23 protein-coding genes and 1 tRNA gene are annotated in these 19829 nt (G+C 39.5%); 12 read left to right on the forward strand and 12 right to left on the reverse strand.

Going from position 1 to position 19829, the window contains the following annotated elements:
• Window positions 1-6 precede the first annotated feature (6 nt).
• Entirely contained in the window at window positions 7-1770 is a 1764-nt protein-coding gene (locus M1G12_RS00085) for a glycerophosphoryl diester phosphodiesterase membrane domain-containing protein (RefSeq protein WP_247949181.1), read from the forward strand.
• Window positions 1771-1842: 72 nt separating this feature from the next.
• Here M1G12_RS00085 and M1G12_RS00090 read toward each other — a convergent pair whose 3' ends face one another.
• The 7 genes from M1G12_RS00090 to M1G12_RS00120 all read right to left on the reverse strand — a co-directional run bounded on the left by M1G12_RS00090 (window position 1843) and on the right by M1G12_RS00120 (window position 7320).
• Window positions 1843-2142: a YbaB/EbfC family nucleoid-associated protein gene (locus M1G12_RS00090; RefSeq protein ID WP_000981526.1), complete on the reverse strand. Its 300-nt coding sequence runs from the start codon at window positions 2140-2142 to the stop codon at window positions 1843-1845.
• Window positions 2143-2364: 222 nt separating this feature from the next.
• On the reverse strand, window positions 2365-3411 hold the full coding sequence (locus M1G12_RS00095; RefSeq protein WP_049547094.1) for a DUF6287 domain-containing protein: 1047 nt from the start codon (window positions 3409-3411) through the stop codon (window positions 2365-2367).
• Between the two features lie 4 nt (window positions 3412-3415).
• Window positions 3416-3880: a hypothetical protein gene (locus tag M1G12_RS00100; protein WP_049547095.1), complete on the reverse strand. Its 465-nt coding sequence runs from the start codon at window positions 3878-3880 to the stop codon at window positions 3416-3418.
• A 33-nt stretch (window positions 3881-3913) separates the two neighbouring features.
• On the reverse strand, window positions 3914-4792 hold the full coding sequence (locus M1G12_RS09980; RefSeq protein ID WP_255262221.1) for an N-acetylmuramoyl-L-alanine amidase family protein: 879 nt from the start codon (window positions 4790-4792) through the stop codon (window positions 3914-3916).
• A 237-nt stretch (window positions 4793-5029) separates the two neighbouring features.
• Window positions 5030-5617 (reverse strand): recombinase family protein, encoded by a 588-nt coding sequence (locus M1G12_RS00110; RefSeq protein WP_049547096.1) that lies wholly within the window; start codon window positions 5615-5617, stop codon window positions 5030-5032.
• A gap of 429 nt (window positions 5618-6046) precedes the next feature.
• Window positions 6047-6289: a type B 50S ribosomal protein L31 gene (locus M1G12_RS00115; protein ID WP_000710764.1), complete on the reverse strand. Its 243-nt coding sequence runs from the start codon at window positions 6287-6289 to the stop codon at window positions 6047-6049.
• Between the two features lie 95 nt (window positions 6290-6384).
• Window positions 6385-7320 carry a DHH family phosphoesterase gene (locus M1G12_RS00120; RefSeq protein WP_061760045.1) on the reverse strand — a complete coding sequence of 312 codons (936 nt, stop codon included), beginning with the start codon at window positions 7318-7320 and terminating at the stop codon, window positions 6385-6387.
• Between the two features lie 103 nt (window positions 7321-7423).
• On the opposite strand from M1G12_RS00120, the gene M1G12_RS00125 reads away from it, so the two are divergent.
• The 6 genes from M1G12_RS00125 to M1G12_RS00150 all read left to right on the forward strand — a co-directional run bounded on the left by M1G12_RS00125 (window position 7424) and on the right by M1G12_RS00150 (window position 9523).
• The gene (locus M1G12_RS00125) at window positions 7424-7867 is read left to right on the forward strand and encodes a flavodoxin (protein WP_001162128.1); all 444 of its coding nucleotides are present in this window, start codon (window positions 7424-7426) and stop codon (window positions 7865-7867) included.
• Window positions 7868-7982: 115 nt separating this feature from the next.
• On the forward strand, window positions 7983-8249 hold the full coding sequence (locus M1G12_RS00130; RefSeq protein ID WP_078238390.1) for a chorismate mutase: 267 nt from the start codon (window positions 7983-7985) through the stop codon (window positions 8247-8249).
• The gene (gene crcB / locus M1G12_RS00135; RefSeq protein ID WP_000712114.1) at window positions 8246-8620 is read left to right on the forward strand and encodes a fluoride efflux transporter CrcB; all 375 of its coding nucleotides are present in this window, start codon (window positions 8246-8248) and stop codon (window positions 8618-8620) included. Before M1G12_RS00130 ends, crcB (M1G12_RS00135) begins: the two co-directional genes overlap by 4 nt.
• Window positions 8614-8943, forward strand: coding sequence for a fluoride efflux transporter CrcB (crcB, locus tag M1G12_RS00140; RefSeq protein ID WP_049500397.1), 330 nt, complete (start codon window positions 8614-8616; stop codon window positions 8941-8943). Before crcB (M1G12_RS00135) ends, crcB (M1G12_RS00140) begins: the two co-directional genes overlap by 7 nt.
• Window positions 8944-9061: 118 nt before the next feature.
• On the forward strand, window positions 9062-9409 hold the full coding sequence (rplS, locus tag M1G12_RS00145) for a 50S ribosomal protein L19 (RefSeq protein WP_001068669.1): 348 nt from the start codon (window positions 9062-9064) through the stop codon (window positions 9407-9409).
• A gap of 42 nt (window positions 9410-9451) precedes the next feature.
• A tRNA-Arg gene (locus M1G12_RS00150) sits at window positions 9452-9523 on the forward strand.
• Between the two features lie 55 nt (window positions 9524-9578).
• Here M1G12_RS00150 and yidA read toward each other — a convergent pair.
• Complete coding sequence (gene yidA / locus M1G12_RS00155) at window positions 9579-10385, reverse strand: sugar-phosphatase (RefSeq protein WP_049500399.1); 807 nt, start codon at window positions 10383-10385, stop codon at window positions 9579-9581.
• A gap of 12 nt (window positions 10386-10397) precedes the next feature.
• The gene (locus M1G12_RS00160) at window positions 10398-11702 is read right to left on the reverse strand and encodes an HD domain-containing protein (RefSeq protein WP_049500401.1); all 1305 of its coding nucleotides are present in this window, start codon (window positions 11700-11702) and stop codon (window positions 10398-10400) included.
• A gap of 71 nt (window positions 11703-11773) precedes the next feature.
• Here M1G12_RS00160 and M1G12_RS00165 point away from each other — a divergent pair, with 71 nt between their 5' ends.
• The 3 genes from M1G12_RS00165 (at window position 11774) to ffh (ending at window position 14157) form a co-directional block, all read left to right on the forward strand.
• The gene (locus tag M1G12_RS00165) at window positions 11774-12151 is read left to right on the forward strand and encodes a YwiB family protein (protein ID WP_247949182.1); all 378 of its coding nucleotides are present in this window, start codon (window positions 11774-11776) and stop codon (window positions 12149-12151) included.
• A 90-nt stretch (window positions 12152-12241) separates the two neighbouring features.
• Window positions 12242-12574, forward strand: a complete 333-nt coding sequence (locus M1G12_RS00170; protein WP_049500404.1) for a putative DNA-binding protein — start codon at window positions 12242-12244, stop codon at window positions 12572-12574.
• Window positions 12575-12585: 11 nt separating this feature from the next.
• Window positions 12586-14157, forward strand: coding sequence for a signal recognition particle protein (gene ffh / locus M1G12_RS00175; RefSeq protein WP_000863622.1), 1572 nt, complete (start codon window positions 12586-12588; stop codon window positions 14155-14157).
• A gap of 95 nt (window positions 14158-14252) precedes the next feature.
• Here ffh and M1G12_RS00180 read toward each other — a convergent pair whose 3' ends face one another.
• Entirely contained in the window at window positions 14253-15536 is a 1284-nt protein-coding gene (locus M1G12_RS00180) for a uracil-xanthine permease family protein (protein WP_004234765.1), read from the reverse strand.
• Window positions 15537-15739: 203 nt separating this feature from the next.
• Window positions 15740-16453, reverse strand: a complete 714-nt coding sequence (gene rsmG / locus M1G12_RS00185) for a 16S rRNA (guanine(527)-N(7))-methyltransferase RsmG (protein WP_247949183.1) — start codon at window positions 16451-16453, stop codon at window positions 15740-15742.
• Window positions 16454-16546: 93 nt separating this feature from the next.
• Here rsmG and M1G12_RS00190 point away from each other — a divergent pair, with 93 nt between their 5' ends.
• Both M1G12_RS00190 and htpX read left to right on the forward strand, forming a co-directional pair.
• A complete protein-coding gene (locus M1G12_RS00190) occupies window positions 16547-17107 on the forward strand; it encodes a LemA family protein (protein WP_000219822.1) in 561 nt (186 codons plus the stop codon).
• Between the two features lies 1 nt (window position 17108).
• The gene (gene htpX, locus M1G12_RS00195; protein ID WP_020902782.1) at window positions 17109-18008 is read left to right on the forward strand and encodes a zinc metalloprotease HtpX; all 900 of its coding nucleotides are present in this window, start codon (window positions 17109-17111) and stop codon (window positions 18006-18008) included.
• 45 nt (window positions 18009-18053) lie between these two features.
• Here the strand turns inward: htpX and M1G12_RS00200 are convergent, their stop codons facing one another.
• Window positions 18054-19613 (reverse strand): ATP-binding cassette domain-containing protein, encoded by a 1560-nt coding sequence (locus M1G12_RS00200; protein WP_247949184.1) that lies wholly within the window; start codon window positions 19611-19613, stop codon window positions 18054-18056.
• Window positions 19614-19829 lie beyond the last annotated feature (216 nt).

The raw sequence follows: 19829 nt of genomic DNA on the forward strand, positions 1-19829 counted from the left end.
GTGCCTATGAAACCTGAAAAACCTAAAAATCTAGGTTTTAAGCAGATATACTTTAATCTAGATAAAATACTCTTTCTCTTTTTCTTGACTTTCATGATGATTGAGTTTGTCTGGTTACCGTCAAATTCTTGGATTGCTGGACTTTTGCTCCGTCAGACAGGTTATCTCTTTCTATCTTACAACAATATTTTTGCCATTATAAAGGGTTCGCCATTTGTTAGTATTGCTTTATTTATTCTGGTAATCGTTAATTTACTGATCGCCTATTACCAGATAGGACTTCTCTTTATCGGAGCCCGGCACCTACTCTATCATGAAAAGAGAACTTTGCTGGAGTACAGTCGTAAGGTCTTTCGCCAAAGTTTCTTGTTTATGAAGCAAGCGACACTTTCCAAGATAGCCTTTATCTTCTTTTATGTCATGATGCTCTTTCCATTGATTCGAAAGATTTTAAAGATTTACTACCTCAATAAAATCGTCATTCCGGACTTTATCATTGATTATATAGAAGACAAGTATTGGCTAGTAGGTATAGTGGTTACTATTCTGGCTTTACTTCTATTTTACATTTCAGTGCGTTTCATGTTTGCTCTACCTCAGCTTTTATTTGAGAAAAAAACAGTCAAAGAAGCGGTCAGATACAGTCTAGAAAAGACAAGAAAGCACTCCTGGTTTTATATTTGGAACTTGCTTTGGATTATCGTCAAAACCTACCTATTTTTCATTCTTTTATTGATTCCAATATTAGCAAGTCAGGTACTGATGGATGGTCTGACCCATAAGGAATCTCTTGTGATGGGAATTATTAACTTTGTCTTGATTAAGAATTTCCACTATATGGCCTTGACTTACTTTCTCATTAAGTTTGTTTCCTTCTTAACAGGAGAAGAATTAGAAATCACACCAAGGAGAAAGAAAGACCACTGGATGAGATGGGGAGTGATGGGATGTGCTGCTATCTTTTTCGCTCTTGAGGGTTATGTTTATTTAGAAGCTCCAGTTGCTAACAAACCTTTGATTATCTCTCACAGGGGAGTATCTAATAAGAATGGTGTGCAAAATACCGTCCAATCACTAGAAAAAACCGCTCAGTTATCTCCAGACTTCGTTGAGACGGATGTTCAGGAAACAAAAGATGGCCAGTTTGTCATGATGCATGATGCCAATATCAAGAATTTGACAGGAGTTAATGCCAAACCTCAGGATTTAACCTTGGAGGAATTGACCAAACTCGATATTTCAGAAAATGGTTATCATAGCAAGGTGTCTAGTTTTGATGACTATCTCAATAAAGCCAATGAATTACATCAAAAACTCCTTATTGAAATTAAAACTAGTCGAAAAGATAGCCCAGATATGATGAAACGCTTTATGGAAAAATATGGAACTGTTCTTAAGCAGAATGGTCACCAAATGCAATCCTTGGACTACCATGTGATTGACCAGGTTTTAGCCTACGATACTCAAATTCCAGTCTTTTTAATCCTACCTTATAATAGTATTTTTCCAAGAACCAAGGCCACAGGTTATACTATGGAGTATTCAACCTTGGATGAAAATTTTGTCAACAAGCTTTGGAATACCGATCAAAAATTGTATGTTTGGACCATCAATAGTTCAGAGTCCTTTGATAAATCTGTTCATTTGGGTGCAGACGGCATGATAACGGATGACTTGGAAATGATTCAAGATCAGGTTACCATTGCCCAAGAAGACCCAGAGTATACGGATTTACTGTTCAAACAAGCCATGGAATTCTTTAATTTTTAGTAATCAAAAGGAGGAACAGTTGTTCCTCCCATGATAGGCAAGTATTCTCTTGAATGCTTGTTTTTCTTATGCTTAGAATGGCAATTTTCCAGCGAAAGCCCCCAATTTTTTCTTGGTAGTTTCATCGATTTGTTCAAGAGCAGAGTTGATGGCTTGAACAGTCATATCTGAAAGAGTTTCAAGATCTTCTGGGTCAACGACAGCTGGATTGAAGTCAATGCTGACAACTTTTTTATCTCCAGTTAAGGTCGCTTGAACAAGGTCTTGAGCAGATTTGCCAACAAATTGCATAGCAGCAAGTTCTGCTTGACTTTGTTCCATCTGTTTTTGAAGTTTTTGTGCTTGGCGCATCATGTTTTGCATGTTCATCATGGTGATTTACAGTTTCCTTTTTCAATTATTTTCTTTTTTATTTTATCAATTTTGAGGCTAAAAGTCTAATCTTTTTTAGAGAGAATTCATCAAGTATCGATAGGGATGTAGAAGGAATAAAAATATAGGATAGATATTCTCAGAGCATAAGAATATTTATCCTATATGTGTTTATGAAAAGTTGCTAGATATTTTATGAGCTCGTTTAAGGGTTTACTAACACTATTCTACTTTATAGAAAAATCCCTCAGTACTACCATTGATAAGTTGTTGTCCAAACCATAAGCGGTCTTGTGTAATATCAGATGAGTCGGTATAGCCATTATCTGTAGAAGAGGTGACAGACATAGTTATAGGGATTCCTGCTGGTAAAAAGGCAATAGCTGCACCAGCACCTCCATCTTTAGAAACAGAATTTGCCTTAAGATAGTGGTCAATTTCTTTAGCATGTTCAATTGAAATTTTGGACTGATCACTTACTAAACCATTTTTGTCGAAAGTAAATTCAATACCTGAACGATTCCTCCAAGTTCCTGAGACACTAGAAAAATCCCCATTTTGAATTGCAGAAATATCCATCCCTTTGCTTTCTGACGGAAGGCTAGTTTCTCCATTTATGAGACTTGTGACAGACTTCCAAGAGAAAGATCTTATATCAAGGGAAGGTGGTTTTGTCCCCAGTCCCTCTTCTGTATCTGATTCGCTAATTAACTCTAACCGTGTTCCATCCTGATTTAACTTGTATAGTTTAACTTGGATTTGATTAGTAGATACACGGGTAGATAATTGGAAATAGCCATTTTCTAAAGGATTAAAATGTACTCGCTCTCCAATAAAGTCCAGATTGTTTTCTGCATTGGTCAGTCGAATAACTTCGTCATTTTTAAGAGTTCGAATATCTAATAAATCGTAATAGTTAGAATCCATTTTTAGGGCAATCAAAAGTTCGTCCGTACCGTCTTGGTCTAAATCATACAAGCTATACTGTAATCCAGAATATTCTTTAGGATAAGTATTTTTTAAGTTTGCTTTTGAATTGACCTCTGTATGTGAAGCTGGTGAACCATCTAATACTTTGGCATATTCTTTAAGGATAGGATTGTACAGGGTGTAGTCAGTTTTCTTTTCTTCCGATGTGGAAGAAGTGGAACTAGTACTTGAGGCAATCGCTTCAGAACTTGTTGCAGAAGTATTTTCACTCTGATGTTGGCAAGCCGTTAAAATAGAGATAGCTAAAATACTAATACTGAATAGAAATAATTTTTTCATATGTTTAATCTTGCAATTCTAAACCTTGAGCATCTTGGTGCCATTTGCTACCAGTTTTGGACGTTAAAACTTGAATAGTAATTATAATATTCCAAATTGCATTTGCTAGTAAAACAAATGGCAATAAAATAGGAATGATAGCTAGCAGAGTTATGCCGATACGCTTGTATCCTTGTTTGGAATTTCCGATGTAAAAATCGTATCCACCAAGTGCTCCTAAAAATAGGGCAAATAAGGCTGCGGCCAGTTTAGATTTATCACTCACTCCATTTGAATGTTGGCTAGAGCTAGCTGGAGATGTGTTATCTATTTTTGAAACAATATACTCATCACCGTTTTGATAAAATTCTACGTAATCACCTACTTGTGGTTCAAAACCAAAACTTTTTCTTGAAATTGCAGTAAATTGGCCATTATCACCTTTTCCAACATAAACTGTTTCATCTTCAATTTTTATAACTTTGTTCATATAATTGTCTCCTTAATCTATTTCTATTGTATGTTAAACCCACTCACCGTTGTAATTAACACGATAGCCATCAGGGGTCGTTGTATTGATTGCTAGTGCACCAGAGCTATAAGCATAGTACCATTTACCAGATACCTTCATCCAGCCAGTTTTCATAGCGCCTGAGTCTTGAAGATAGTACCAGCTACCGTTATCTTTGACCCAACCTGTCTTCATCGCACCTGAACCGTCGAGATAGTACCAGCTACCGTCTTTTACCCAGCCAGTTTGCATCCAGCCAGAGTTGTCAAAACGATACCAAACACCATTGATTTTTTCCCAGCCATTAGTTGTATAGGAACCGTCGGCGTGTTTGTACCACCAACGAGAACCAGATTGTAGCCAACTACCTGAGATATTAGAATTCGAACCTGATTGAGTTGTTGTGTTAGTATTTGAATTTGTAGAAGGATTTCCGATAGTCACATCTTTTCTAACTTTAAAGACACGTTTTCTTGTATCAGTTAAGTCACCGTAAGGCGAACCAGCTTCTCCAGACATCTCCAAAATATATGTTCCATCTGGAAATTGTTCTGAAACAAAAATATCACCTTTAAATTGATTGCTATAAAATAAAGGTTGTAAAAATTGATCACTGACATCTTTAGTTAAGCCACTAAAAATGACAGCATCGTGACTTTGGTACACAATTTTTCCGGTCGCTTTATCAATCAAAGTAACATTTCCCTTAGCAGCATTATCACCTCCATGTGGTAGTGGCTCTGAAAGTTTTCCTTCGAAGCTAAGTCCAAAATAATCAATTTCAACCTTTGTAATTGTTGCTTCTATTTGTTTTTCAGTACTCGTATTCTCGCTAGCTGATACTTGATTAGCTGTGATAACTCCAGTGCCAAGAAGTGATAGAGCTGAGATAGTTGCAAGTGTAAATTTTTTAGTTTGTTTGTGCATTCATTTGATACTCCCTATTTTTATTTGTTGTAAAGTAATCAGTTTGTCCTAAAATCTAGACTTTTTTGGACAAACTTGATAGAATGGTAGTGTAATAATAATCGGTCAAAATGCTGGATTTTAGAACCTTTTTTCTAACGAAAATAGTTCTAAAATAAAGTGTATTTCCTGTCCAAAAAATCCTAGGTTTTTTGACAGGAACTATGAATTTTTTATCCAATTATGAAAGGTGCTTTTTGATACTCCTAAGATGTCTGCACCTTCTCGTAAGGTTATTTCTTTTTTGGTATATTGAGCTATTACATCAGGGAGATTATCCGGGGCAATCAATTTTGGTCTACCGAATTTTTTCCCTTTTTTCTTTGCTTCTCGTATTCCTTCCATTTGTCTTTGTTTGATTTGTTCTCTTTCAAACTGTGCCACATAAGATAGAACTTGCAAAACGATATCGGATATTAGTTTTCCTGTGATATTGTCATCGCTGTTCTTTGTGTTTAATAAGGGGAAATCTAAAACAGTTATATTTACTTTCTTTTTCTTAGTAATTGCTTGCCATTGTTCTAAAATTTCATCATAGTTTCTTCCCAATCTATCAATTGATTTAATAACCAATTCATCATTCTCTTTCAAGGTAGTTAATAATTTTTGATATTCTATTCTGTCAAAATCTTTTCCTGAAACGTAATCAATAAAAATATTCTCTTTTGATAATTTATTTTCTACTAAGGCTGAAAATTGCCTATCAATATTTTGTTCTCTTGTAGATACTCGAACATAACCGTAACGCATAAGGCTACCACCTATCTTTTTATCTCTATTTTAGACAAAAAGAAAACTACCGCCCATAATGAGTGGTAGTTTGGTGTACTCTTTGCTACTGTATTTTTTTGCCAAGATTTTGTCTTGGATGCGTGAATAGTAGTGTTGGATAAAAAATCTTAAGGACTTAAAAATCCTTTTAAACCAACCTTTTTGATGTTTACAAAAATTAAAAACAGTATGTTCAATTTTTGCATGTTCATCATGGTGATTTACAGTTTCCTTTTTCAATTATTTTCTTTTTTATTTTATCAATTTTGGGGTTAAAAGTCTATTGTTAGTATAAATCCCCTTACATTAAATTACCGAAGAGATTTTCGAAGAGTACGAGTCTGGAACATGAAAACAGCAGTTGATTTCAAGAAACAAAAAAGAACAGCCGAAGCTGTCTTTTTATCATTATTTGAGACCGTATTTTTTGTTGAAACGATCCACGCGTCCATCTGCTTGAGTGAACTTTTGACGTCCAGTGTAGAATGGGTGTGAGTCTGATGAAATTTCCACACGGATCAATGGGTAAGTTTCGCCTTCGAACTCAACTGTTTCGTTAGAGCGTTTTGTTGAACCGCTAAGGAATTGGTAACCAGTAGTTGTGTCCATGAAGACAACTGGGCGATATTCTGGATGGATATCTTTTTTCATTTTGCAATATTTCCTTTCTGCCATGGTCTCTTTGCGAGCCATAGATTGTTACCATACTAGTCTATCAGATTCTGAAAAGTTTGGCAAGTATTTTATCAGTTTTTAAGCAAGTTTTTTAACTTTTGGTAGATGATTTCGTTTTCTTCAAGACTGTAGGAATTAGCACCGCTTGCTAGAGGGTGACCTCCACCATCATGTTCCTTGGCAATTTCATTGATAGGATGAATTTTACTGCGTAAGCGGACACGGTAGTGGCCGTCAGCCTGCTCCACAAAAATTCCCCAGAGACTCACACTGTCAATGCGTCCAGGTGCACCGACAATGGCTGCAGTTTCAGCATCGGTTACATTGAATTGTTTCAAGACTTCTTGACTCAGGATAACACGAGCTGCACCATTTTCATCCACTTCCAGATGGTCGTAGATGTAGCCTTGAAGTTTAGCAATTTTGTAACTCATAGTGTCCATTTTACGAGTGAGAGCAGCAAAGTCAAAGTTATGTTCTCTCAAATAAGCAGCCAGGCGAAGAGTCCGTGCAGTGGTAGAAGGGTAGAGGAAGCGACCTGTATCACCAACAATACCTGCAAAGAGCAACTCAGCAGCGCGATCTGACAAGGCCAGTTGATTTGTTTGGGCAAATAGGGTAATCATCTCACTAGCGCTACTTGAACTAGTATCCACCCAAGATAGGTCACCGTATACATCATCATTTGGATGGTGGTCAATCTTAATGAGAAAATCACCTTGACGATAGCGTTTATCATCGATACGAGCAGTATTAGCTGTATCACAGACGATGACAAGTGCTCCCTGGTAGGTACTATCTTCAACAAGATCCATTTCAGCCATCCAAGTAAGAGTTGGTTCATCAAAACCAACTGCTTTGATGGTTTTTTCTGGGAAATGATGTTTGAGAAGAGCTTTCAAGCCCACCTGACTTCCTAAGGCATCAGGGTCTGGTTTCATATGACGATGAATGATAATCGTGTCGTATTCTTTGATTTTTTCTAAAATTTGATGGCAAATGTCCATAAATAACCTCAATTCTTTCTCATTTCATTGTAGCACAAGAATTTTTATTTTTAAAATGAAAAAGATGTGATATAATGGAGAAAGATAAATTGAGGAGGACGATATGGCACTAGCAAAAATTGTATTTGCCAGTATGACCGGTAATACCGAAGAAATTGCAGACATTGTAGCAGACAAATTACGTGACTTGGGCTTGGATGTCGATGTTGATGAATGTACAACTGTTGACGCTTCAGACTTCTTGGAAGCAGACATTGCTATCGTTGCGACCTATACTTATGGTGATGGTGAATTGCCAGATGAGATGATGGACTTCTACGAAGACCTAGCAGATCTCAACTTGAATGGTAAAATTTACGGAGTTGTCGGTTCAGGTGATACCTTCTACGATGAATTCTGTAAGGCTGTTGATGACTTTGACCGTGTTTTTGTATCAACAGGAGCAGAAAAAGGTTCAGAATGTGTCAAAGTTGATCTCTCTGCTGAGGAAGAAGACATTGAACGCTTGGAACAATTCGCAGAAGAATTGGCTGCTAAAGTAGGCTAAGCATAAAAGTGCGCTGATGTAATCAATCAGTGCATTTTTCTTATCGTGAGTTGGGATTTTACTAGCCTATTTGCTGGCTTTTTGATACAATAATTCAAATAAAGGAGGAGACTGTATGGATTTAGATATTATTCGTCAAGAAATTGATCAAATTGACGATCAAATTGTCAAGCTCTTAGAAGAACGAATGCATTTAGTTGAAGGGGTTGTCGCTTATAAGAAGGCTTCAGGGAAACCGATTTTAGATACTAAGAGAGAAGAAGTTATTTTTGAAAAGGTTAGAAGTCGTGTAGGAGATAAGCGCTATCAGGAAACTATTGTCGCGACTTTTTCTGACATACTCAAACGTTCGCGTGATTATCAGGATCAAAATATCAAATGAAAAAAGAACAATTTTATCCGCTAGGGATTTTTCTAGCTGCCATGGTGGGCGGACTTGTCCGCTATCTAGTTTCCACTTGGTTACCAGCCAGTCCAGATTTTCCTTGGGGCACTCTCTTTGTCAACTATCTGGGAATTTTCTGCTTGGTTTATCTTGTCAAGGGTTATTTGGTCTATAAAGGGACTAGTAAGGGCTTGGTTTTAGCGCTAGGGACGGGTTTTTGCGGAGGTTTAACAACCTTTTCTAGTCTCATGCTTGATGCTGTGAAACTGCTTGATACAGGGCGTTATCTTAGTTTAGTCCTGTATTTGCTTTTGAGCATCGGTGGCGGACTGCTTTTAGCTTACTATTTAGGGAGGAAAAAATGGTAATCGTCTATCTTGCAATTGCTTGTGGTTTCGGAGCTTTAGTGCGCTATTTCTTTTCCCGCTATAATCAAGCATCTAAATTGCCCCTCGGAACGCTCATAGCCAATCTTTTAGGTTGTTTTTTAATTGGATTATTCTACAATCATGTGGAGTCTAAGGAAGTCTATGCTATTCTAGCAACAGGATTTTGTGGTGGTTTAACGACTTTTTCGACCTTTAATGATGAACTCCAAAGACTGTTAAGTGATAAGAAGGTATTTTATTCTTATTTATCTTTGACCTACCTAGGTGGTTTGATTGCGATTTTTTTAGGAATTCTGCTATAAATTTCTTTACTTTTTTGTGGAAATTTGGTAAACTGTATCTTGTGTGTAATGGACGCACAAAAATACAGTTTATCCGCTGAGGAAGGTTCCTCAAGATTGACAAAGATAGGAGAATAAAATGAATCCATTAATCCAAAGCTTGACTGAAGGTCAACTTCGTACTGATATCCCATCATTCCGTCCTGGTGACACTGTTCGTGTACACGCGAAAGTTGTCGAAGGTAACCGTGAACGTATCCAGATTTTTGAAGGTGTTGTTATCGCACGTAAAGGTGCTGGCATCTCAGAAAACTACACAGTTCGTAAAATCTCTAACGGTGTAGGTGTTGAGCGTATCTTCCCAATCCACACTCCACGTGTTGAAAAAATCGAAGTTGTACGTTACGGTAAAGTACGTCGTGCGAAATTGTACTACTTGCGTGCTCTTCAAGGTAAAGCGGCTCGTATCAAAGAAATCCGTCGTTAATTCGACTAAAAAACTCTGCTTCTTCAGCAGAGTTTTTATCTAGCTCCCTTAGTTCAATGGATATAACAACTCCCTCCTAAGGAGTAGTTGCTGGTTCGATTCCGGCAGGGGGCATTAATTAGACATTAAAAACCGCTCAGCTGAGCGGTTTTCGTCTATTCATACCCTTTTACAGTACCCATGTACGGATGGCATGGGCAACGCCGGATTCATCGTTAGATTTAGTTATGTATTTGGCGATTTTTTTGATTTCTGGATTTCCATTTTCCATGACAACTGGATTGCCAACGACTTCCAGCATGGCACGGTCGTTTTCTTCGTCACCGATAGCCATGGTTTGATCTTTGGTCAATCCGAGTTTTTCAGCTAAGTGAGTAATGGCTGAACCCTTGTCCACATTCTTTTTAAGGAGTTCGAGGTAGAAAGGAGCAGACTTGTTGATGGAGTAGCGTTCGTAAAATTCCGCTGGTATCTTTTCAATTGCAGCATCGAGAATTTCTGGTTCATCGATAAACATACACTTGACGATTTCCTTGCCAGCCATTTCTTCAGGTGTGCGGTAAAAGATAGGCATGCTGACGAGGGTTGATTCGTGCACTGTGTATTTTCCGATATTGCGATTGGCAGTGTAGATACCGTCCTTGGTAATGGCATGCATGTGGACACCGAGCTTGCGGCTGAGGAATTCCATATCCAGATAATCCTCATAAGTCAAGGATTCACTGATAATCTCATGACCTGTAGCAGTTTCTTGGACAAGGGCACCATTGAAGGTCACGACATAGTCACCCTCGTCTCTCAACTGCAAGTCGTCCAGAAGTTTGGCAACACCTGCGATAGGGCGGCCAGTTGCAATCACGACTTTAACACCAGCTTCTTTGGCATCTTGGATGGCAGAAAAGACTTCAGGAGTGATTTCCTTTTGGCTGTTGACTAGGGTTCCGTCAATATCGACGGCAATTAGTTTAATACTCATAAATTTCCTCTTCTAGTTTTTATTTGGGGTAAAATGATCGTTCTCAATCAAGTGTAAAAATTGCTGGGTAATGCTTGCGAAGATACTGTTTTGGTCTAACATTTCTTTTGGGAAATAAAAGCGATTATCTCCATGGCGACTGCCAGCAAGGGATTGGACGATAGGAGACAAGCTAGAGAGTTCTGCCAGTTCTCCATTTTTTTGTAAAATCTCAATCTGTGTTCGCGGATTTTCAGATTCGGGACGATAAATATCATAAGGGAGGTCAAAGTTCTTATGAATAGCAGTATAGTAGTCGGGATCAAAGCCGATGTCCTCAACTAATTTTCTCATGCTAGTGAGTTGGTCTTGGTCCTCTTGTGAAAAGGTAATGGATTTAAAGACCTTGCGGTTGACAAAGCGTTGCGATAAGTCAGCTAGAATCTTGTCAGGACTGGTCATCCAGAGCTGGAAGTAGGTATTCATCACACCATCATCCAGAGCCAGATAGTCAGATAAGGTCACATTTTTTTTAAAGAAAGGCAGGAGGTGTGGAGAAGTTCGTGCAAAGAAGTCCTTATCTTCTGGATAAAGTTCCTTGGCGCGTTTGAGGAGATTCTGCAGGAGAACTTCCATGGCCCGTGTTGCTGGGTGGAAATAGACCTGCATATACATCTGGTAGCGACTGAGGACGTAGTCTTCGATGGCGTGCATGCCATTGCGCTGAAAGGCGATACCATTTTCGACAGGACGAATGACTCGAAGAATCCGAGTCAGGTCAAATTCTCCATAAGATGCTCCTGTAAAATAGGAGTCGCGCAAGAGATAGTCCATGCGGTCTGCATCAATCTGACTAGAAATGAGTTGCACGACCTGCTTGTTAGGATAGGTATGGTCTATGACACTGGCTACCTTTTCTGGAAAATCTGGCGCTACTTGTAGTAGGACTTGGTGAATCTCCGTTTCAGGACTTTGGATAATCTCCTGAGTAATAGCTTCGTGGTCTGTATCAAAGAGATGTTCAAAAGTATGGGAGTAGGCACCATGTCCGAGGTCATGAAGGAGTGCAGCGGTCATGGTCAAGAGAGACTCAGCAGGATTCCATTCTTCAGGATATTTTTCTTCAAAAATCTCTGTGATACGTCGTGCAATTTCATAGACTCCTAGACAGTGAGAGAAGCGACTGTGTTCTCCACCGTGGAAGGTATAACTGGAAGTTCCCAGTTGCTTGATTCGACGCAAACGCTGAAATTCTTTTGTATTAATCAAGTCATAGATGATTTGATTATTGACATGGATGTAGTTGTGAACTGGGTCACGGAATACTTTTTCGTTCATATGACCATTATAGCAAAATCCTGCTCTTTTTGGTAAAATAGTAGGACAAGAGACAAGAAAGAGGACTTGATGTGAAGATTCGGATGCGAAATACGATTCAGTTTGATGAGCAGTTGGAAGTGATTGACCAACTTTATGACGTGGAAGTGCATGAAAAGGGAGATTATAGCTACCTGCTTTTCTATAATGAGGAAAAGGAAAAAGTAGTGATTAAATTTCATGGTCAAGAGCTGGTGATGAGTCGTTTTTCCAATCCCAAGACCATTATGCGCTTTCTAAAGGATAGTGATAGTTTAGCCTATATTCCTACACCTATGGGCATGCAGGAGTTTATCATCCAAACGAACCATTATCAAGTTGATGGGCAAAAGATTGAACTAGATTATCAACTACAAAATCAAGAGGGACATCCCTTTGCCAGATATCAATTGGAAATTACTTGGGGCTAGGCTCATGTCTTTTTCAAATTTACCTGGCTATCTTCTCGGATTAGCCTGCTAATGTGGTAGATTAGGCTAATTTTTGGTATAATAAAAGTTATGGAAATCGAAAAAACCAATCGTATGAATGCGCTCTTTGAATTTTATGCGGCGCTTTTGACAGATAAGCAAATGAATTATATCGAACTCTACTACGCTGATGATTATAGCCTTGCTGAGATTGCCGAGGAGTTTGGTGTCAGTCGTCAGGCTGTCTATGACAATATCAAGCGGACAGAAAAGATTCTGGAAGATTATGAGATGAAATTGCACATGTACTCGGACTACATTGTCCGCAGTCAGATTTTTGATCAGATTTTGGAGCAGTATCCCAATGATGACTTTCTGCAAGAGCAGATAGAAATTTTAACAAGCATTGATAATAGAGAATAAGAGGAAGAAACATGGCATTTGAAAGTTTAACAGAACGTTTGCAGAACGTCTTTAAAAATCTACGTAAAAAAGGAAAAATCTCTGAATCTGATGTCCAAGAGGCAACCAAAGAAATTCGCTTGGCCTTGCTTGAGGCCGACGTTGCCTTGCCTGTTGTAAAGGACTTTATCAAGAAAGTTCGTGAGCGTGCAGTCGGGCATGAGGTCATTGATACCCTTAATCCTGCGCAACAAATTATTAAAATCGTTGATGAGGAACTGACAGCTGTTTTAGGTTCTGATACAGCGGAGATTATCAAGTCACCTAAGATTCCAACCATCATCATGATGGTCGGTTTGCAGGGGGCTGGTAAAACAACCTTTGCTGGTAAATTGGCTAACAAACTCAAGAAAGAAGAAAATGCTCGTCCTTTGATGATTGCGGCGGATATCTATCGTCCAGCAGCCATTGACCAGCTCAAAACTCTTGGACAACAAATTGATGTGCCTGTCTTCGCACTTGGAACAGAAGTACCAGCTGTTGAGATTGTACGTCAAGGTTTGGAGCAAGCCCAAGCTAATCATAATGACTATGTCTTGATTGATACGGCGGGTCGTTTGCAGATTGATGAGCTTCTCATGAATGAGCTTCGTGACGTGAAAGCATTGGCTCAACCAAATGAAATTTTGCTCGTCGTTGATGCCATGATTGGTCAAGAAGCGGCCAATGTTGCGCGTGAGTTTAATGCTCAGTTAGAAGTGACTGGGGTTATCCTTACCAAGATTGATGGGGATACTCGTGGTGGTGCGGCTCTATCTGTTCGCCACATTACTGGAAAACCAATCAAGTTCACTGGTACGGGTGAAAAGATTACGGACATTGAAACCTTCCACCCAGACCGTATGTCTAGCCGTATCCTTGGCATGGGGGATATGCTCACTTTGATTGAGAAAGCTTCTCAAGAATACGATGAGCAAAAAGCCCTTGAAATGGCTGAGAAGATGCGTGAAAACACCTTTGATTTCAATGATTTCATCGATCAGTTGGATCAGGTGCAAAACATGGGGCCGATGGAAGACTTGCTCAAGATGATTCCAGGCATGGCCAACAATCCAGCCCTTCAAAACATGAAGGTAGATGAACGCCAGATTGCTCGTAAACGTGCCATTGTGTCTTCAATGACACCTGAAGAACGTGAAAATCCCGATTTGTTAAATCCAAGCCGTCGCCGTCGTATCGCTGCAGGTTCTGGAAATACTTTTGTAGAAGTCAATAAATTCATCAAAGACTTTAACCAGGCTAAACAACTCATGCAGGGTGTCATGTCTGGGGATATGAACAAAATGATGAAGCAGATGGGAATCAATCCAAACAACCTTCCTAAAAATATGCCAAATATGGGAGGAATGGATATGTCTGCCCTTGAAGGTATGATGGGACAAGGTGGTATGCCTGACCTGTCAGCTCTCGGAGGAGCAGGAATGCCAGATATGAGCCAGATGTTTGGTGGTGGACTAAAAGGTAAAATCGGTGAATTTGCTATGAAACAGTCCATGAAACGCATGGCTAACAAAATGAAAAAAGCGAAGAAAAAACGCAAGTAAGACAAGGGAAGGCCGCAGGGCTTTCCTTTTTTAGAAAGAAGAAAAATGAGCACTTCCGTAATTGGAAATGCTCGTTTTTTGATGTGTTTAGACTCTTAGTCTTTATTTTCGTATGGCAAGATCAAGTTCAAGATGATTCCTGTCATGGCTGATAGGGCAGTACCTGAAAGGGTAACTGGACCAAGTTTAAGGATAGCTCCTCCAAGTCCAAGGACCAACATAGCACTTGCGATGATTAGGTTACGCATTTGACTGAAGTCTACACGTTCTTTGATCAAGACTTTCAAACCATTACTTGCGATAACTCCGTAGAGAAGGATTGACATACCACCAAGTACAGCATTTGGAATGGTTGAAATCAAGGCAGTGAATTTACCAAGGAAGCTAAGGGCAATCGCGATGAAGGCAGCGTTACGGATAACTGAGACAGAAGCGATACGAGTCATACCGATAACCCCGGTATTTTCTCCATAAGTTGTATTGGCTGGTCCACCAAGGAAGGCAGAAACTGAAGTTGCGATACCGTCACCAAGAAGAGTACGGTGAAGACCTGGTTCTTTCAAGAATTGACGGCCACAGATTTGACCCAAAACAGTATGGTCTCCGATGTGTTCAGAGATTGTTACGATAGCGATTGGCAAGATAGCGATAGTTTCTGGACCGAAGTAAAGATTGTATTCTTTAAAGGCACCACCTGTGCTAAATGGCAAGTAGAAACCAGGGATTTCAAACCAGTTAGCTTTAAGAACTGGTGTAAAGTCAACCAAGCCAAGGGTTAGTGCGAAGAGGTAACCACCGATAATGGCAAAGAGGAATGGAATGATTCGTAGGAAGCCTTTTCCTTTTGTATTGATAAAGGCAGCAATCAAGAAAGTAACAACTGCTACAAGAGCATTTTTCCAATTTCCATCCGCTACAAGACCAGCATTGGTAACAGCTGAACCTGCGAGTCCAAGACCGATAACGATGATCATAGGTCCGATGATGATTGGTGGCAAGAGTTTATCAATCCATTTTGTACCCGCAAAACGAACACCAGCAGCCACAAGGACATATACTAAACCAGTCAAGATAACCCCTGTTTGAGCAGCGGATACATCACCACCCATTTCTTTCATAGCCAGTGACATAGCTGTGATAAAGGCAAATGAAGAACCTAGATAAACTGGAACTTTAAATCCAGTTGAAATCATGTAGATGAGTGTCCCTACACCTGAAGCAAAAAGGGCAACAGATACAGGCATTCCCAAAATCAAGGGTACCAAGATGGTCGCACCAAACATGGCGAAAACGTGTTGGAAACTAAGGAGAATTCCTTTTCCAGCCGAAGGACGTTGGTCAACGTCTAGTAACAAATCAACAGTTGATTCTTGTTTCATATAAACCTCACTTTTGGGCGTCAAAAAAGAGCCCATTATTTTACAGCAATAGGCCCTCAGAGTAAGACTTCTCTAAAATCTAGACTTTAAAGAGTTTTAAATATTTCTGTGTCTTCGTCACCTCACGGGATGACATTAAAAACCTTTGCTTGTGATAGTATAGCAGAAATTCCGAACTTTGTAAACATTTTTTACTAAAAAATTTAAAGCGGGCGTTTATTGGGCATGCCAGCCTTTCTTGGATATTTATTTGGTGTTTCTTTTTTCTTTTCTACTACTGTGATGTAGCGCGGATCTCCATTAGGTAGAGTGTAACTGAGATTGTCTTCGACCTTGCTAAAAAGGAGGTTGAGGGCATTTTTGGCTTCTAGTAACTCCTCTGGTGCATTGCTGGCCTTGAGTGCCAATAGTTTGCCACCAACTTGCAGGTAAGGAATTGTCAATTCAGACAAGACTTGCATACGGGCTACAGCACGAGCCGTTACAAAATCATATTGAGCACGGAATTTCTTGTCTTGGGCCAAGTCTTCGGCACGTCCATGGTAGAAATGTACACCGTCCAAATCCAATTCTTGAGCCAACAGTTGGAGGAAGTTGATGCGCTTATTTAGCGAATCAATGATGGTCACATCTAGCTGAGGATAGAGGATTTTCATAGGTAGACTAGGAAATCCTGCCCCGGCTCCAATATCAAGAAGTTTGATATTTTCATTCGGAATCAAACCTTGAAGAATGGGTGCAATCGAATCATAAAAATGTTTGAGATAAACTTCTTCCTTGTCTGTAATAGCTGTTAGATTAATCTTTTCATTCCATTCAACTAATAGCTCAAAATAACGTTCAAATTGTTTTTTTTGCTGGTCCGACAGTGGAAAATTTTGCTCGGCAAGCAAGTTGTAAAATGTTTCTGGTTTCATAGTTATTTCCTTCTTTAGTATCATCTTATTTTACCACAATCATTAAAAATTTGATATACTGGTACTAATCTAAAAGTAGAAAGGACTTATATCATGACTTGGATTATTCTTGGAGTTATCGCTCTTATTGTTATTTTTGTGATTGTTAGCTATAACGGTTTGGTTAAGAATCGTATGCAAACAAAGGAGGCTTGGAGTCAGATTGATGTTCAGTTGAAACGTCGAAATGACCTCTTGCCAAACTTGATTGAGACCGTAAAAGGTTATGCCAAATATGAAGGTTCTACCCTTGAAAAGGTGGCAGAACTGCGTAACCAAGTGGCGGCAGCGACTTCACCAGCAGAAGCTATGAAAGCTAGTGATGCCCTCACTCGTCAGGTTTCAGGTATCTTCGCAGTTGCAGAAAGCTATCCAGATTTGAAAGCTAGTGCAAACTTTGTTAAATTGCAAGAGGAGTTGACAAACACAGAAAATAAAATTTCTTACTCTCGTCAACTTTACAACAGTGTTGTCAGCAACTACAATGTAAAATTAGAAACTTTCCCAAGCAATATTATCGCTGGGATGTTTGGATTTAAAGCAGCAGATTTCCTTCAAACACCAGAAGAGGAAAAGGCAGTTCCTAAAGTTGATTTTAGCGGTTTAGGTGACTAAGATGTTGTTTGATCAAATTGCAAGCAATAAACGAAGAACCTGGATTTTGTTGCTGGTATTTTTCCTACTCTTAGCTCTGGTTGGCTATGCAGTTGGTTACCTCTTCATGCGATCTGGGCTTGGCGGTTTGGTTATTGCACTGATTATCGGATTTATCTATGCCATGTCTATGATTTTTCAATCAACAGAGATTGTCATGTCCATGAATGGAGCGCGTGAGGTGGATGAACAAACGGCACCAGACCTCTACCATGTAGTAGAAGATATGGCTATGGTGGCTCAGATTCCTATGCCACGTGTTTTCATCATTGATGATCCAGCCTTAAATGCCTTTGCGACAGGTTCTAACCCTCAAAATGCGGCGGTTGCTGCGACGTCAGGTCTCCTAGCTATCATGAATCGTGAAGAACTAGAAGCTGTTATGGGACATGAAGTCAGTCATATTCGTAATTACGATATCCGTATTTCGACTATTGCTGTCGCCCTTGCTAGTGCTATCACCATGCTTTCTAGTATGGCAGGTCGTATGATGTGGTGGGGTGGAGCAGGTCGCAGACGAAGTGACGATGATAGAGATGGAAATGGTCTTGAAATCATTATGCTCGTGGTTTCTCTACTAGCTATTGTGCTGGCACCTCTCGCTGCAACCTTGGTGCAACTAGCTATTTCTCGTCAGAGGGAATTCCTAGCGGATGCTTCCAGTGTCGAGTTGACGCGCAATCCTCAAGGGATGATTAATGCTCTACGCAAGTTAGACAACAGTAAACCGATGAGTCGTCCTGTCGATGATGCCAGCAGTGCACTTTATATCAATGATCCAAAGAAAGGGGGAGGGTTCCAAAAACTCTTTTATACCCACCCACCTATCTCAGAACGGATTGAACGTTTAAAACATATGTAAAAAAGAATCCAGAGGTCGTCTCTGGATTTTTGCTATGTTGCAAATTTATAAATCTTCTAAATTAACTACTTCCAAACCATGTTCTGTCAATCGATAGATGGTCGAACAGACTTCTTTTAAGAAACGACGGTCATGCGAAACAGTAATGAGACCGCTTGGATAGGTTGCAAAGAGTTTCCTGATGTGGGGTTGAGAAGTGGGAGAAAAGTTTCGTGTGGGTTCATCCAGTAGGAGAAAGTTTGGTTTGCGTAAGACTAAATCCAAAAGCAGGAGTTTTCCCTGTTGTCCGCCAGATAAGGAGCGGATTTGATGCTGCATTTCTGGGTAACTGAAATTGAGGCTGGCTAAGTAGGATTGGATTTTCTGTAGTTCCTCTTTTTCCCCAGCTTTGCTGAGATAGGCTACTGGAGATAAATCTAATTGCAGTTTCTTATGGTAATCTTGTGGCATATAACCAAGCGAAATTTCTCTTTTATCATTAAGAAGTTGCTGTAACTTGGCTAACAGAGTTGATTTACCAACACCATTTTGGCCGATGATACCGATTTTTTCTTGGCCACGGACAGTTAGTTGTAGTTCTCGAGCCAAAACTCGGTCGTCAATGGATAAATTTTCTTTTTCCAGCTGGATTAAGACTTTAGAAGCAGGTAATGGCTGTATATCTGAGAAGAAAAGTTGAATGTGTTCTTTTTCAAGTGGTTTTTGGGTCATGGACTTAGCTGTCTTTTCAATGCGTTTTTCTTGAGAGAGAACATTTTTCATCTTTTTAGCTAATAGGCGCCCAGCAGTACTGTCTTTGGTAGCTCGAAGCGCAGTTTCTACATTTTGCTTGACTCGCCGATGTTTTTCCATGGTTTTATCGTAGGCTCGTTGGTCGTTAGCAGCTTGTTGGCTTTGTTTTATAAAATTAGCCTTTCTCTGGTCGCTATAGCTATCATAGTCTAAATGCTCTACTAGCGTTTCCGCTTCTTTACGGTGCTTGACCAGTCGCAAGTGGACAATAGTATCAGCCGTTTCAGAAAGAAAGTCTTCATCATGGGAAATGAAAATAACGGTTTGCCGAATCTTTCGAATCTGACTTTTTAGCCAATCAACCGTCTCAAGGTCTAGGTCATTTGAAGGTTCATCTAAAAATAGAATCTCAAAGGGTTTGGCTAACTCATGGATGAGCTGAATTTTCAAAGCTTCGCCCCCCGAAAGGCTTCCAATCTCTTGAACGCTAGCGAAACGGTTGCTATCAAAGTGTAACTCCTCAGCCAAACGATAGAGGATACTGTAGTCTAAATCAGCAAAATCCAAAAAGAAGTAGTCGTGTAGACTTTTCTTTTTCAGCTCTTCGGGGAGTTTTTGAGGAATGTAGGCTATTGATTGATAATCAGATTGAATGTCTCCCCTGATAGTGAAATCAGGTAAAGTTTCTCCCATTAAAGTTTTAATCAAGGTTGATTTGCCATTTCCTTCCTCTCCAATAATAGCTATCTTTTCCCCGTCTTGGATGGTCATGTTTAAGTCTGAGACAAGGTCTCGTAAATCTTTGTTTTGTGTGATGGTCAGGTGATTGATTTTTATCATATGATTGCCCTTTCTAGAATGTCGATAGTGCATAACAAAAAGCTCTACTTTATCTAGTAGAGCCCAAAGTCACTGTCAAAACTCTATTATCCTCGTTGAAAAGCTCGTCAAACTAGCTTAGGATTGCCTAATCCAACTCAAGAGGAGCAGATGGTTAGCCTTCTAGTTTTTTGATTTTCAATGAGGATAAGATACTAGAAAATCTAGTATGAAAAGAGCACACAAAAAGAGACAAAAACAAGATCTACT

This window comes from Streptococcus mitis (assembly GCF_023110375.1).
Classification (GTDB): Bacteria; Bacillota; Bacilli; order Lactobacillales; family Streptococcaceae; genus Streptococcus; species Streptococcus mitis_CI.